Source organism: Streptomyces filipinensis, from assembly GCF_014649495.1.
GTDB classification, from domain to species: Bacteria; Actinomycetota; Actinomycetes; order Streptomycetales; family Streptomycetaceae; genus Streptomyces; species Streptomyces filipinensis.
This window is the reverse complement of record NZ_BMTD01000008.1, coordinates 295,907-310,358: the sequence shown is the minus strand read 5'-3', so window position 1 is coordinate 310,358 and position 14,452 is coordinate 295,907. Positions and strand designations below refer to the sequence as shown.

12 protein-coding genes are annotated in these 14,452 nt (G+C 70.2%); 6 read left to right on the top strand and 6 right to left on the bottom strand.

Annotation, left to right across the window (positions count from 1 at the left end):
* The first annotated feature begins 107 nt into the window (after positions 1-107).
* Positions 108-989 (top strand): endolytic transglycosylase MltG, encoded by an 882-nt coding sequence (gene mltG / locus IE244_RS20225; RefSeq protein WP_191874954.1) that lies wholly within the window; start codon positions 108-110, stop codon positions 987-989.
* A gap of 191 nt (positions 990-1,180) precedes the next feature.
* A complete protein-coding gene (locus IE244_RS20220; protein ID WP_191874953.1) occupies positions 1,181-4,804 on the top strand; it encodes a hydantoinase B/oxoprolinase family protein in 3,624 nt (1,207 codons plus the stop codon).
* Positions 4,805-4,926: 122 nt separating this feature from the next.
* Here the strand turns inward: IE244_RS20220 and IE244_RS20215 are convergent, their stop codons facing one another.
* Positions 4,927-5,436, bottom strand: a complete 510-nt coding sequence (locus IE244_RS20215) for a MarR family winged helix-turn-helix transcriptional regulator (RefSeq protein ID WP_191874952.1) — start codon at positions 5,434-5,436, stop codon at positions 4,927-4,929.
* Positions 5,437-5,662: 226 nt separating this feature from the next.
* Between IE244_RS20215 and IE244_RS20210 the strand changes: the two genes are divergently transcribed.
* Positions 5,663-5,833, top strand: coding sequence for a hypothetical protein (locus IE244_RS20210; RefSeq protein ID WP_191874951.1), 171 nt, complete (start codon positions 5,663-5,665; stop codon positions 5,831-5,833).
* A gap of 383 nt (positions 5,834-6,216) precedes the next feature.
* Here the strand turns inward: IE244_RS20210 and IE244_RS20205 are convergent, their stop codons facing one another.
* Positions 6,217-8,619, bottom strand: a complete 2,403-nt coding sequence (locus IE244_RS20205; RefSeq protein WP_191874950.1) for a glycoside hydrolase family 65 protein — start codon at positions 8,617-8,619, stop codon at positions 6,217-6,219.
* A 57-nt stretch (positions 8,620-8,676) separates the two neighbouring features.
* A complete protein-coding gene (locus IE244_RS20200) occupies positions 8,677-9,552 on the bottom strand; it encodes a universal stress protein (protein WP_191874949.1) in 876 nt (291 codons plus the stop codon).
* Positions 9,553-9,746: 194 nt separating this feature from the next.
* On the opposite strand from IE244_RS20200, the gene IE244_RS20195 reads away from it, so the two are divergent.
* On the top strand, positions 9,747-10,427 hold the full coding sequence (locus IE244_RS20195) for a CBS domain-containing protein (RefSeq protein ID WP_191874948.1): 681 nt from the start codon (positions 9,747-9,749) through the stop codon (positions 10,425-10,427).
* A 4-nt stretch (positions 10,428-10,431) separates the two neighbouring features.
* Here IE244_RS20195 and IE244_RS20190 read toward each other — a convergent pair whose 3' ends face one another.
* On the bottom strand, positions 10,432-11,352 hold the full coding sequence (locus IE244_RS20190; RefSeq protein WP_191874947.1) for a pyridoxamine 5'-phosphate oxidase family protein: 921 nt from the start codon (positions 11,350-11,352) through the stop codon (positions 10,432-10,434).
* A gap of 116 nt (positions 11,353-11,468) precedes the next feature.
* Between IE244_RS20190 and IE244_RS20185 the strand changes: the two genes are divergently transcribed.
* Positions 11,469-12,146 (top strand): CBS domain-containing protein, encoded by a 678-nt coding sequence (locus IE244_RS20185; protein WP_191874946.1) that lies wholly within the window; start codon positions 11,469-11,471, stop codon positions 12,144-12,146.
* A 12-nt stretch (positions 12,147-12,158) separates the two neighbouring features.
* On the opposite strand, the gene IE244_RS20180 is transcribed toward IE244_RS20185, so the two are convergent.
* The gene (locus tag IE244_RS20180; protein WP_191874945.1) at positions 12,159-12,443 is read right to left on the bottom strand and encodes a DUF1876 domain-containing protein; all 285 of its coding nucleotides are present in this window, start codon (positions 12,441-12,443) and stop codon (positions 12,159-12,161) included.
* A 111-nt stretch (positions 12,444-12,554) separates the two neighbouring features.
* On the bottom strand, positions 12,555-13,373 hold the full coding sequence (locus IE244_RS20175; protein ID WP_191874944.1) for a universal stress protein: 819 nt from the start codon (positions 13,371-13,373) through the stop codon (positions 12,555-12,557).
* A 198-nt stretch (positions 13,374-13,571) separates the two neighbouring features.
* Between IE244_RS20175 and IE244_RS20170 the strand changes: the two genes are divergently transcribed.
* Positions 13,572-14,441: a universal stress protein gene (locus tag IE244_RS20170; RefSeq protein WP_191874943.1), complete on the top strand. Its 870-nt coding sequence runs from the start codon at positions 13,572-13,574 to the stop codon at positions 14,439-14,441.
* Positions 14,442-14,452: the final 11 nt, after the last annotated feature.

Here is a 14,452-nt window from a genome sequence, read left to right as displayed (position 1 = left end):
ACTCGGGCTGGGCGCGGCGGAACCGACAAGCTGACCCTCCGGCCGACAACGGAGCGACAACGTAATATGTGCCGGGTTTATGGCGATATGCGTATTACCGTGCCCGCATGCAGACGAACATTCCGCCACGAGGCACGACGCGACTGACACGCCGGGGCAGACTCGCACTCCTCGCGGCCGGCGCTGTCGTGGTCGGCACCGCCGTGGCGGTGCCGCTGCTGACGCTGGACAGCGCTCCGGCGGAGCCCCCGCCGCCCACCTCGCTGGTCGTCCCCGAGGGCTGGCGCGCGAGCCAGGTGTACGACGCGATCGACAAGGCCCTCAGGCTCCCCGCGGGCAGCACGCGCAAGTCCGTCGGAAAAGCCGGCCTGACACTGCCGAGCGAAGCCCAGGGCAACCCGGAGGGCTATCTCTTTCCGGCGACGTACCACATCGACAAGGGAGCCACGCCCGAGTCGTTGCTGCGCTCCATGGCCGACACCGCCAACGGCGAGTTCAACGCGGCGCCGGTCGCGGCGGGGGCTCAGCGCAACGCCATGAACGTCTACCAGGCCGTCACCATCGCCAGCATCGTCCAGGCGGAGGCCGCGACGCCTGCGGACATGGGCAAGGTCGCCCGGGTCGTCCTCAACCGTCTGGAGCGCGGCATGCCGCTGCAGATGGACTCGACGATCAACTACGCGATGAACCGCAGCACCGTCCACACCAGCCAGGACGACACCCAGGTCGAGAGCCCGTACAACTCCTACCAGCACATGGGACTGCCGCCCACGCCGATCGACAATCCCGGTGAGGAGGCGATGCGCGCCGCGCTCAACCCGACGCCGGGCGACTGGCTTTACTTCGTCACGGTCAGGCCGGGCGACACCCGTTTCACCTCCGACTACGCGACGCACACCCGCAACGTGGCGGAATTCAACGCCCTGCACCAGAACGCGAGCCACGGCCCGGGCGGGTCCGCGTCCTCCCCGCCGCAGTCCGTCCGCTGAACCGGCGAAGGATCACGCGGCGACCGGCTGCTCCTCGGCCAGTAGTCGCCTGATGGCCTGGGTGGACCTGAGCGGTGTGGGCCGCGCAGGTGGGTGCAGGCCGTGACCGGTTCGCCACAGGTGGTCGAGCTGCGACCGGGGCGTCGGGCCGGCCGATCACCCACCGCACACGGGAAGCGCACAATGGGCCCATGGCTGGTCGCTGGCAGTTCTGGATCGACCGTGGTGGCACCTTCACCGATGTCGTGGCGGTGACGCCGGACTCCGAGGTGGTCAGCCGCAAGCTGCTGTCGGACCGGCCGGAGGCGTACCGGGACGCGGCGGTCGCCGGGATCCGTCTGGGGCTGGGCCTGGAGGCGGACGAGTCGATTCCGGCCGACCGGATCGAGGTGGTGAAGATGGGCACCACCGTCGCCACCAACGCGTTGCTGACCCACACCGGCGAGCCCACCGTTCTCGTGATCACTCGGGGTTTCCGGGATGCCCTGCGGATCGCCTACCAGAACCGTCCGCACATCTTCGACCGCCGCATCCTCCTTCCGGAGGCCCTGTACGACCGGGTGGTCGAGGTGGAGGAACGGGTGAGCGCGCGCGGTGAGCTCGTCCGCCCGCTCGACCTCGGTGGCGTGCGCGAGGCGCTCGCGTCGGCGTACGCGGACGGGTTCCGCAGTGCCGCGGTCGTCTTCCTGCACGGCTACCGCTACCCGGATCACGAGTGTGCCGTGGCCGAGGCGGCCCTTTCGGTCGGCTATCAACAGGTGAGCTGTTCGCATGAGGTGAGCCCGCTGATCAAGCTGGTGCCGCGGGGCGACACGACCGTGGTCGACGCCTACCTGTCACCCATCCTGCGGCGCTACGTGGACCGGGTGGCTTGTGAACTGAGCGGTGTGCGGTTGATGTTCATGCAGTCCGGCGGAGGTCTGCGGGAGGCGGCCCGCTTCAGGGGCAAGGACGCCGTGCTCTCCGGCCCGGCGGGCGGCGTCGTGGGCATGGCCCGCGCCGCGCGGCGCGCCGGCCGCACCAGGGCGATCGGCTTCGACATGGGTGGCACCTCGACCGACGTGTCCCACTACGCGGGCGAGATCGAACGGGTTCTGGGCACCCAGGTGGCGGGCGTGCGGATGCGGGCGCCGATGACCGACATCCACACCGTCGCCGCGGGCGGGGGCTCCGTCCTGCACTTCGACGGGATGCGCTACCGCGTGGGGCCGGACTCGGCCGGTGCCGATCCCGGCCCCATCTGCTACCGCCGCGGCGGGCCGCTGACCGTCACCGACGCCAATGTCATGCTGGGCCGTGTCCAACCCGCCTATTTCCCGGCGGTGTTCGGCAAGGACGGCGATCAGCCGTTGGACGAGGCCGCGGTCCGTGCCCGATTCACGGAGCTTGCCGAGCAGACCGCCGCCGCGACCGGAAGGCGTCTTGGCCCGGAGGAGGTCGCGGCGGGCTTCCTCGACATCGCCGTGCTCAACATCGCGAACGCGGTGAAGAAGATCTCCGTCCAGCGTGGCCGTGACATCACCCGCTACGCGCTGGTCGCCTTCGGTGGCGCGGGCGGCCAGCACTCCTGTGCGGTCGCCGACCGGCTCGGCATCGACACCGTGCTGATCCCGCCGCTCGCCGGGGTTCTGTCCGCCTACGGGATCGGGATGGCGGACGCGCTCGCGCTGCGCGAACGCTCCATCGAGGCCCCCCTCGACCGGCCGGAGGCAGCGGCCCGTGTCGAAGCCGTCCGCGCCGAACTGGAGGAGCGGGCACGCGTCCAGTTGCGGGAGGACGGCGTGCCGGACGCCACCGTCCGTACGACCGCCCGCGCGCTGCTGCGTTACCAGGGCACGGACTTCTCGCTGCCGGTGCCGTTGGGGCCTGCGCAGGAGATGCAGGCAGCCTTCGAACGCGATCACCGGGAACGCTACGGCTTCACCATGAGCAAGCCGCTGGTCGTCGAGGCCGTCGCGGTCGAGGCCACTGGTTCCTCCGGCCCACGTACCACCACCACGTCCGCGCTGCCGCCGCGGACCGGCGCACTTCAACCCGTCGCTGTCGTCCGGATGTTCACCGAGGGCCGTTGGCAGCCCGCGCGGCTGTACCTACGCGAGGACATCCGCCCGCAGGACGCGGTCGAGGGTCCGGCGATCATCGCCGAGGCGGACGAGACCACGGTTGTCGACCCCGGATGGCGCGCCGCGGCCGACGAGCACGGCGACCTCGTCCTCACCCGCTCCCGGCCCCGCCCGTCCCGTACAGCGGTGGGCACCACCGTCGACCCGGTGATGTTGGAAGTCTTCAACAACCTGTTCATGTCCGTCGCCGAACAGATGGGGGTACGCCTCGGGAGCACGGCGCACTCGGTCAACATCAAGGAGCGCCTCGACTTCTCCTGCGCCCTGTTCGACCCGGACGGCAATCTCATCGCCAATGCGCCACACATCCCTGTCCACCTCGGGTCGATGGGCGAGTCCATCAAGGAGGTGCTGCGCCGCAACTCCGGCACACTGAGGCCCGGCGACGTCTACGCCATCAACGACCCCTACCACGGCGGCACTCACCTGCCCGACATCACCGTCGTCACCCCCGTCTTCGACGAGACTGGGGTGCGTCTGCTCTTCCTCGTCGCCTCGCGCGGCCACCACGCCGAGATCGGCGGCATCAGCCCCGGGTCGATGCCCGCCTTCAGCACCACGATCGACGAGGAGGGCGTCCTGTTCGACAACTGGTTGCTCGTGCGGGACGGACACTTCCGCGGGACCGAAACCCGCGACCTGCTGCTGACCGCCCGCTACCCGTCGCGCGACCCGGAGACCAACCTCGCCGACCTGCGTGCCCAGATCGCCGCCAACAACAAGGGCATCCGTGAACTAGGCATGGTGATCGCCGAGTTCGGTCTTGACGTCGTCCACGCCTACATGCGGCACGTGCAGGACAACGCCGAGGAATCCGTCCGCCGTATCATCGCCACCCTCCACGACGGCGAACACCGCTATGAGACCGACAACGGGGCCGTCATCCAGGTCGCCCTGCGCGTCGACCACGAAACCCGCAGCGCCGTACTGGATTTCACCGGAACATCACCCCAGCAGCCCGGCAACCTTAACGCCCCCACATCCGTCGTCATGGCGGCCGTGCTGTACGTCTTCCGCACCCTGGTCGCCGACGACATCCCCCTCAACAGCGGCTGCCTGAAGCCACTCGACGTCCGTGTTCCCGACGGCTGCATGCTCGCCCCGGTCCACCCGGCCGCCACCGTCGCCGGCAACGTCGAGACGTCCCAGGCCGTCACCGGTGCCCTGTACGCCGTGCTGGGCGCCCAGGCGGAGGGCTCCGGCACCATGAACAACCTGTCCTTCGGCAACGATCACGTGCAGTACTACGAGACCGTCGCATCCGGCGCCGGCGCGGGCGAAGGCTTCGACGGCGCGGACGCCGTACAGACGCACATGACCAACTCCCGCCTCACCGACCCCGAGATCCTGGAATGGCGCTACCCGGTACGGGTGGAGGACTTCCGCGTCCGCGAGGGCAGCGGGGGCGCGGGCCGCTGGCACGGCGGGTGCGGTGTGGAACGCCGGATCCGCTTCCTGGAACCGATGACCGTCGCAGTCGTCTCCGGCCATCGCCGCATCCCGCCCTACGGCATGGACGGCGGCCGCCCCGGCGCTCTGGGCGAGAACCTCATCGCACGCGTGGACGGCACGACCACGCCTCTGCGCGGCTGCGACACGGCAGACGTCGGCGCCGGGGACACGCTTGTCATCCGCACCCCCGGCGGAGGCGGATACGGCCCGACCGAGGAGACACCGCTCCAAGCACACTGACGACCGATCCACAGTCTGCGGCACGCCGGCCGTCCGGCTGGCGCCGTTCGAGGGGATCCATGGGCGGCGCGTCTCGCCGGCGAGCCAGGGATGAGCCCGCGCCGTGCTCGGCGGTACGGCTTTCAGCCCAGTTCAGGGCCGTGTGCTTGCTCATCGACGTGCTCCGCGAGCCGGAAGAGCACGGGCAGCGCCTGCGCGATGACCGCGCGCTCGCTGTCGCCGAGGGCGGCGTAGGCGGCATCCATAGGATCTTTGTGGGTCCTGGTCCAGGCGGCGAGCTTCTCACGGCCGGCATCGGTGAGGGTGACGACGGAGGATCGAGGGTTGACCGGATCTACATCACGCGCGACCAGTCCGGCGCCGATTATCCGGCTGATGAGTCCACTGACCGTGCTGGGCGCCAGGTGGCGGCGGGCTGTCAGGTCACTGATGTGCGCGGGCGAGCGTTCCCGTAGTACCTGGAGCAGCTCGACCTGGGCCAAGGGGAGAGTCTTCCGTGGGTAGTCGGTGCGGACCATGCAGGAGTGCAGCGCGCGATGCAGCCGGGTGATGGCTTCGGTGAGCAGCCGGGCGTCCGGCTCCTGCCCGGCGGGACAGGGCAAGGAAGCCCCGGAGCTGGGTCGCGCAGACATGGGGCAAAGGGTATCCGGGCCGCGCTCAGGTGCGGCACCGCCGCACGAGGACCGAAGCGGTGTCGGGCGGCGCGTGGTACCCGCGTCAGCACCTCCCACTCGAGCCCGGTCCGGATCAGGCGAGGGTCCACCGGCTCTGTACCTGGGGAGCGTGGCCCAAGCCGACCGGGGTCCCATTGATCCATCCTGGTGGCGCTGGAGCCATCAGCCGAGGGAAGCGATCGGCATGATGTGGTACGACGGCGGAGGGGGCTGGGGCGGCTGGATCGTCATGACGGCCTTCATGGTGCTGCTCTGGGCCGTCCTGATCCTTGGCCTCGTCGCACTTGTCCGCTACCTCGCCGGTGCCCGTCGTCATCAGCAGCCGGGCTCGCCGCCGACCACGGTGACGCGCTGACCGGCACAGGAAGACAGGGCGGTGTGGTGGCTGGTGTGCGAGACCAGGGCAGCCGGACCAGGCCGCCGGGGTCGCCGCGGGCAGCCCCGGCGATCGGTGCGGACCGCCGGACACGGGCACCTTCTTCCTTGCGCTCGGGTCGTGCAGGCAGCGGAGGGACCGGACCGGGGTGTCGGATGCCCAGGTCCGAGGGAGCGCCGGGTGTGGCACCGGTGGCACTGCAGGGCAGACCACATCCTTGGCTCGGACCCCAGTTCCGTGCCAACGGCTCTGCCACGGACCCAGGACCGTAGCGACCGCTCGAATGAAGCCCGCTTCCCGGACCCGGCTCGACACCACGCGGCAGCCCCGGCCCGCAGCCATCGGAGGACGACCTGTGAGGCTCAGTCCCTCGGCAGAAGGAGCGTGCAGGTCTCCCCCGGGGCTATGGTCACCGCTCGATCGGCCAGCACCACGCGGATCGCCGACTCTTCCGAGTCGGGTACGGCGATCTCCAGCTGCCCGCTCCGGCGGCGCACGCCGATACCCCGGTGACCGCGATAGTGCAGTGTGAAGCCGTACTCGGAGAGTGCCGGAAGTGGGACCGGGTCCAGCCAGAGGGCGTCCTCGCGTGTCTCCAGTCCCGTCAGGCCGCGCTGGACGAGGTCGAGGGTTCCGGCCATGGCGCCGAGGTGGATGCCTTCGCCCGTGGTGCCGCCCTGGATGTCGGCGATGTCCGCCTCCAGGGCTTCGTGGACGTACTGCCATGCGTCGGCCCGTCTGGCCCTGGCGAGGACCAGGCCGTGGACGAGTTCGCTCAGGGTCGAGCCGTGGCTGGTGCGCCGGAGGTAGTAGTCGACGGTGCTGCGCCAGATCTCGTCGTCCACGTGGTAACCGAGACGCCGGAACAGAGCACGCAGTTCCGTGGGCGAGAACAGGTAACCGAGCATGAGGACATCGGCCTGCTTGGACGCCTTGTAGCGGTTGACCGTGTCGCCCTCGGCCTCGAGAACGCGGTCCAGCCGCCGGATGGTGCCGTAGCGTGCGCGGTAGGCTTCCCAGTCGAGTTCGGTGAGGCCGTCGTAGCCCTCGAACTGGCTGATGACGCCTTGGTGGAAGGGCACCCGCAGGCGTCGGGAGACCTCCTCCCACTCCGGCAGCGCGTCGGCGCTCAGCCGGACCCGCTGGAACAGTTCCTCGCGCCGCCATGCGGGAAGGCGCCGCACGAGCTCCAGAGCGCGGGTGAGGACCCAGGCGGCCATGACGTTGGTGTACGCGTTGTCGTCCAGCCCGGGCTTCGCGGCACCGGGATAGCCGTCGTGGTACTCGTCGGGGCCGACGACACCGCGGATGCGGTAGCGGCGCGTGTCATGGTCGAAGACTGCCGAGTCGGCCCAGAAACGGGCGATCTGCAGCAGCATCTCCGCGCCTTTGGTGTGCAGGTACTCCGTGTCACCGGTGGCCTCGCAGTACTGCCAGACGTTGTAGGCGATCGCCGAACCCACGTGGTGCTGAAGGCGCGAGTGGTCCGGCATCCAGCGGCCCGAGGCGGGGTTGAGATGCCATTCCTGGGACTCCTCACGCCCGTTGCTGCCGCTCTGCCACGGATACATCGCCCCGGCCCTGCCGGCCGCGCTGGCCGCCGCGCAGGCCCGAGGGAGGCGTCGGTGGCGGTAGTTCAGCAGCGCCCGGGACACCTCCGGAAGGTGCAGGTTGAGATAGGGGAGGACGAAGAGCTCGTCCCAGAACACATGACCCCGGTACGCCTCGCCGTGCAGACCCCGGGCAGGCACGCCCACATCCAGCTCCGCCGTGTGCGGTGACAGCGTCTGCAGGACGTGGAAGAGATGGAAGCGCAGGATGCGGCCGGCTTCTCCGGGCACCTGTACGTCCGTGCGTCGCCACAGCCGCTCCCAGGCCGCGACATGGGAGTCGAGCAAGGCCGGGAAGTCCGCCGCCACGGACACCCGCTCGACGGCTTCGCCGAGGGCATCGCTGATCGCTGTGTCCCGCGAGGTGTGCACTGCCACCGTCTTGTCCACGATGACAGGCCTGCCGCGGGTGATCGGGACGACCAGACGGTGGACGGCGCGGTGGCGGGCTGGCCGAAGCACTGATGAGACCGGAGCCTCGTCCGCGCGGACCGTCGTCCGGGCGGCCAGGGCGACGGTGATGTCCGAGGTGCTGGTCCGGCAGCTCAGCCAGACGGTGTCGGGCTCGTGCGCACCGGTTCGCACGTGGTTCAGGTGGTGGCGGTCGAGTGCGCGGTAGCGGTGCACATTGCCGTTGAGGACATCGCCGTCCAGAGAGCTTTCGATTTCGATCTGCCCGGTCCAGTCCTCGGCCGTGAGTACCGTCCGCAGTGCGGCCAGGTGCGGGTCCTCCATGTGCACCAGGCGGGTCTGCTCGACGCTGAGCACACCCAGTTCGTCGTTCCGGTGGCGGGAGGACCGTGCGAGTGTGCCCCGGCGCAGATCCAGGGTGTGCCGGTGGTCCAGGAGGGTGTGCGTGCCGGGGGAGAACCACGGGCTCCACGTCCCATCCGTGCGGCGCGCCCGGAACCGGAGAAAGAGCCAGTTGGGGAGGTTGACCACGTCTTCGTTCACGACCTGCCGCCCCGCCACGGTCGACTCCAGGCGGTTGTAGCACCCCGCTGCATAAGTGCCCGGATAGTGCACCAGGCCGGCCCGGTGTTCCGGCAGGGCCCCGCGTGTGGCGAAGTAACCGTTGCCCAGTGTGCAGAGGGCCTCACGCAGCTGCTCGGCGGCGGGATCGTAGCCCGTCCACTCCCATGTCCACTCCGACATCCGCCACCTTTCCCTCTCCTCCGCAGGCTGTGCCGGCGCAGGTACCTGTGGCGGACCTCAGACCGGCTGGGGAACGACGGCGACCGGGCAGTCCGAGTGGTGCAGCAGGGTGTGAACGACCCGGCCGAGCTGCAGACCGAAGTGGCCGTGCCGGCGCTGAGCACCGACGACGATCAGGTCCGCTTCGGCCGATTCCCGCAGCAGGACCCGATGGGCGGTGCCCTCGACCGCCTTGCGACGGACATCGACCTGAGGGTGCTCTCGTACCGCCTCGCGCAGGGCGTCTTCGAGACTCGTCGCGGCCCGCTCCTCGCGGAGCCGGGCGGCGTCGTCGGCGATCAGCATGTGGTCCACGGGTTCCTGTGACGGATTGCGCCAGGCCCGTACGGCTGTCAGGGCGCAGCCGCGCACCTCGGCTTCCCGGACGGCGAACCGTACGGCCCCCGCACCACCGGACGCGTCACCCACCCCCACCACCACGCGGCCGTAGGCCCCCCGGCGGTTGGCCTCCGCGCCCCGGATGACGACGACCGGGCAGACGGCGCGGGCCGCGACCGCGAGGCTGACGGATCCCAGCAGCATCCCGGCGATCTCGCCGCGCCCACGTGACCCCGTGACCAGGGCGAACGCCTCGGGCGCCGTCCGCAGCAGCGCGGACACGGCGTCCTCCGGCAGCGCCTTGCCGGAGACCTTGACCTCGGGATTGCGTCGCCGGGCCCGTTCCACGCACGACGCGACGATGTGCTCGGCCATGACCTCCTCGGCCGGACGATCGGTGCTGAAGGACGGTTGGGCTCCCTCGTACAGCTCCCAGAGGGAGGCATGGACGAGATGGAGGGGCAGACCGTGCCGTGCCGCCTCGTCCACGGCCCAGTCGACGGCTGCCAGACTGGAGTCCGATCCGTCGACGCCCACGACCAGTGGGAGTTCCATAGCCGTCACCGCCTTCTCGCCCGGCTGCCGAGGTCCTCCTGTGAATACCGTCGCACTGCCTGCCCGGCGCCGCGACACGCCACCGGGTCCCGGGCCAGGGTGGCTCTCCGGCCGGTTTGCGACCTGTCAGGTCAGGGTGATGCTGGAGGCATCGGCCGCGCCGGGTTCCCCGGCCGCCCTTCGAGGACCGAGACATGCCCGTCACCGTTGCGCACATCGTGAGCGATGTGATGACCACGCCCGCGGTCGCCGTCGGGTGCGACGCGCCGTTCAAGGAGATCGTGCGGGTCATGGACGAGCGGCACGTGAGTGCCGTGCCGGTCGTGAGCGGGGAAGGGCGGGTCGTCGGCGTGGTGTCCGAGGCCGACCTGCTGCCGAAGGAGGAGTTCCGGGATCGCGGGCCCACCCGCTCCGAGCGGATGCGACTGCGCTCCGACCTGGCCAAGGCGGAAGGTATGACCGCTGAGGAGGTGATGAGCGCGCCCGCTGTCACGGTCCGCCCCGACGACACCCTGGCCCGGGCAGCACGCCTCATGGCCGTGCACCACGTCAAACGGCTCCCCGTCGTCGATGCCGAGGACGGATTGCGCGGCATCGTCAGCCGTGGCGACCTATTGCGGGTCTTCCTGCGGTCGGACGAGGACATCGAGGAGGAGGTCCGCCGCACGGTGGTGTCCTACCTGTTCCCCACGCACGCCCACGCCATCCACGTGTCCGTGCGGGACGGTGTCGTCAGGCTCCGCGGGCCCGTCCACGACACCTCGCTCATCTGGGTCGCCGAGCGCCTCGTGAACGGGTTGGAGGGCGTGGTGGGCGTCGAATCACAACTGAGCGGCGAGGGTTCCGGACCGCACGGCCCTGCGTCCGAGCCATGACCGTCTACTGATCGGCAGGCGTGATCCGGCGGCCGGTGAGGTTGGTGGGCTCGATCGACACCCACATCTCGCGCGCGCCGCCCGCCCACGGCGCGGTGTGCGCGCGTTGGGCGAGCTCGCGTACTGCCTCAGGGTCCGTCACCACACGTGCCGGTCCGACGGCGAGCACGCTCCAGCCCTGGCTCAGGGCGTCGTCCACGTGGTCGACCTCGAAGGCGACCTCCGTCTCCGCTGCCGCCGCCGTCACGGAGTCGGGCGCGGTCCGGAAGACGATGGCGTCATCGACGAATTCGTAGTTGACCGGGACGACCGCCGGGCGGCCCTCGGACGTCGCCACCGCGACCCGCCCCACCCCGTGCGTGGAGAGCAGGGTGCGGCACTCCTCCCGGCTGAGGTCCCGAAGCTGAGGGTGCAGCAGTGCGTGGCCCTGACCGGGCGGGAGATCGATGCCTCCGCCACGCAGTGCGGCGACCGAGGTGCCCAGCGCGTCGGCCAGTCTGATGAGCGTCGCCAAGGTCGGATCGGCGGGCTGTTCCTCCAGATAGGCCAGATAGTAGGGCGACATTCGCGCGCGGCCGGCTGTCTCCTCTCGGCTCAGTCCGCGCCTTCGGCGTTCGACGGCCACCCGCCGGCCGATGTCCCCGGGATTGCCCGTCCCGGCTGGCCTGGTCACCGTGGGCGGGGCCGCCGCCTCGCCGGTTGTCGGCGGCGCCTCGCCCACCCCCGGGGGCTGCTCGTGCTCGAGATGGCGTATGTGGGCGTCCGGGCCGGGAAACACGAGCGTCACATCGTCCGTGTCCGACCAGCGCACGTCGTAGGGGGGTGTTCCGTCCTCGTGGTGCAGTCCGACGATCTCGCCGTCGCGCCTGGCGCCGCCGGTCGCCGGACTCTCGATGACGAGTTGGTCGCCGAGGTGAGCTCGCATGGTCGCCGCCCTCTCCTCAGAATGGTGCTGTATCCAACCTGCCACGCGGGCCGCACCGCCGCACGGGGCGGTGGCCTCGTATCCGCGCGGTGGGTGTCCCGCACCCGGGAGGCACCATGCATCACCGAACAGTCGAGGAGCTCATGTCCCGGGACGTCGTCCGGGCACGGCCCGACACGCCGTTCAAGGAGCTCGTCAGGCTGCTGGAGGAGAACGACGTCACCGCCGTACCCGTGCTGGACGAGCTCGACCGTCCGATGGGCGTGGTGTCCGAGGCCGACCTGCTGCGCAAGAGCGCTGATCAGGCCGACCCGACCGGCAGGACCCCCATTCCGCATCTGGAGGCCTGGGAACGTGCCAAGGCCGAGGGATCCCGGGCCGAGGAACTCATGTCCGCTCCCGCGGTGTGCGCCCGGCCCGAGTGGACCGTGGTCGAGGCAGCCCGCCTCATGGAAGCCCAGAATGTCAAACGCCTGCCCGTGGTCGACGAAGCCGATCGGCTGCTGGGCATCGTCAGTCGTGGTGATCTGCTGAGGGTCTTCCTTCGTCGTGACGACGCCATCCGCGAGGAGATCACCGGAGACGTTCTGCGGCGCACGTTGGGGCTTGATCCGAGGGACGTCACCGCGGAGGTCCGCGACGGGCGGGTCGCCCTTGCAGGCACCGTGGAGCACAGGACTCTGATCCCCGTCATCGAGCAGTTGTGCCGGGGCGTCGACGGCGTGGTCTCGGTCACCGCGCAGATCTCTTTCCGGACGGATGACGCCCGGGACACACCTACCGGGACGCTGTGAAGCGGCTGGGCATCAGAGGGGTTGTCCGGCTGTCTGACGGGCGCTGGGTCGTGGGGCGTTGGCCTGGACGTCGCGTTCGGCGGTCTCCAGCAGCTGATGAGCCAGATCGACCAGTGCCCTGCCTGCCGCCAGCTCGTCGCCGATCTCCGGCACGTTCGTGTCCGCCGGATGGCAGTGCGCGGTTCCGTGGCCGGTGAGCGCCGTGGTGCCGGTGTCCAGCACCAGGTGGGCTTTCGTCGTCCCGTCGTCGTCCTCGAAGAGATCGAGACGTACCTTCCACTGTCCTGTGTGCGACATCGTTCCCTCCTTGCTTCCGCTTCTCCACGATCCGACGACGGCCGTTCTGGATCACGGGGCCGAAGGTCCCGGGCTACCGGCGACCGGCCCTGGAAGCCGGTGCTGCGGCGGCTACATCTGGGGTACGACGGCCACAGGACACGGTGCGTGATGCAGCAGCGCGTGGTTGACCAGGCCGAGTTGCAGCCCCGGATGCCCAAGTCGCCGCCGAGCTCCCACGACCAGCAGATCTGCGGTCGACGCGGCCTCCAACAGCGCCTGGCGCGCCGGCTTCTCGATCAAGCGCCGGCTCACTGTGGCGTCGCGGTATTTTTCCGCGGGCCGGCACAGAGCGTCGTCGAGCACCTGCGCAGGGGGACGCCGGTGGGCCTCCAACTGCCGCGAGGGTGCCTGGGGTGTCGTACACGCACCGGACGGTGCACTCCAGGCGTGCACGGCCTCGAGCAGGCAGCGCCGCACCTGGGCTTCACGCACCGCGAAGTCCACGGCCGTGCCGCTGCCCTCCCCGTCCTCGACACCCACGACGACGCTTCCGAACCGGGCGGCGCGGTGCTCCGAACTCCCTCGGACCACGACCACCGGGCAGTCGGCGCGTGCGGCCACGGCGAGGCTGACCGACCCGAGCAGCATGCCGGAGAGATCACCGAGCCCCCTGCTCCCCAGTACCAGCGCGAAGGCGTTACGCCCCCTGTCGACCAGGGCGGAAGCCGCGTCCTCGTGTGACACCTCGCTGGACAACCGCACCGCCGGAGCGTCCTCCCCAGCGCGCGCCGAGGCAGCGCTGATCACGGCGGACGCCTCCTGTTCACCGGCCGCCGAGTGCAGCAGGTGGAGGGGGACGCCGTGCCGGGCCGCCTCGGCGGCGGCCCAGTCGACGGCCTCAAGACTCGCCTCGGAGCCGTCGACGCCCACCACCAGGGGAATTGTCACCGAGCCTGCCTCCTCTCCTGCCGCACGCCCCGCTGTCGCGCCCGCCCCGGGGTCCACGTGCGCCGTGGCGAAGACCGGGAGATCCTCGAAGGGGAGAAGAAGCCGTCGCTCCCGGCATGCAGGCGATGTCCCGACCGTCCACGCGATCGGACTCGTTCGCCGTCCTCTCCAGCTTCTTACGAGACGGAGACCGCCGCCATGCAACCAGTTGTCACCGTGGGCCTCGACGGCTCGCACGAGAGTCTTTCCGCCGCCCGCTGGGCCGCCGACGAGGCCGGGAGGCGAAAGCTCACTCTCCGGCTGCTGCACGCGTGGCCGACGCTTGCTCCGGAACCTCCCCGTCTCCCCGCTGAAGCCGATCAGAACTACTGGGCGAAACTCCTCGTCGACTCGGTGCAGGCGGAACTCCGGGCGCGCTACCCGGACCTGGCCATCGGCAAGAACCTGGTCGCCGACGATGCCCAGCACGCCCTGCTCCAAGCGGCCTCCGAGTCGGAGATGGTCGTCCTGGGCTCCCGGGGACTCGAGTCCGTCGAGAGCTACTTCCTCGGGGACGTCAGCATGCCTGTTGTCGCACGGGCCGAGCGGCCGGTGGTGCTGGTGCGCGCCGAACCCAGGGACGAGTGGGGGCCAGCCACGGTCGCGCGCCCTGTCGTTGTGGCCCTGAAACTGCACGGATCGCCGGACGACCTGCTCGACTTCGCCTTTCGTTCCGCCGTGGCCAGGGAGATTCCCGTCCTCGCCGTCCACGGCCGCAGCGTGCCGCTTCGCGCACGTACGCCCTGGGGAGTGGACCACGGCTTCAGCGAGGAGACCATCCGGAGCGCGCACGAGCAGGTGAGCAAGGCGCTGCAGCTGTGGCGGGAGAAGTACCCGCGGGTGGACGTGGTCGACAGCATCCGTCTCGAAAGCCCTGCCAAGGCCGTTGTACGAGCTGCGGAGGGCGCCTCGCTGCTGGTCGTGGGTCGCCGCCGGCACCGTGCCGGTCTGGTGCCCCACCTCGGTCCAGTGGCGCAGGCCGCGATCCATCATGGACGCTGCCCGGTCGCCGTGGTTCCTCATGACTGAGCCACGTCTCC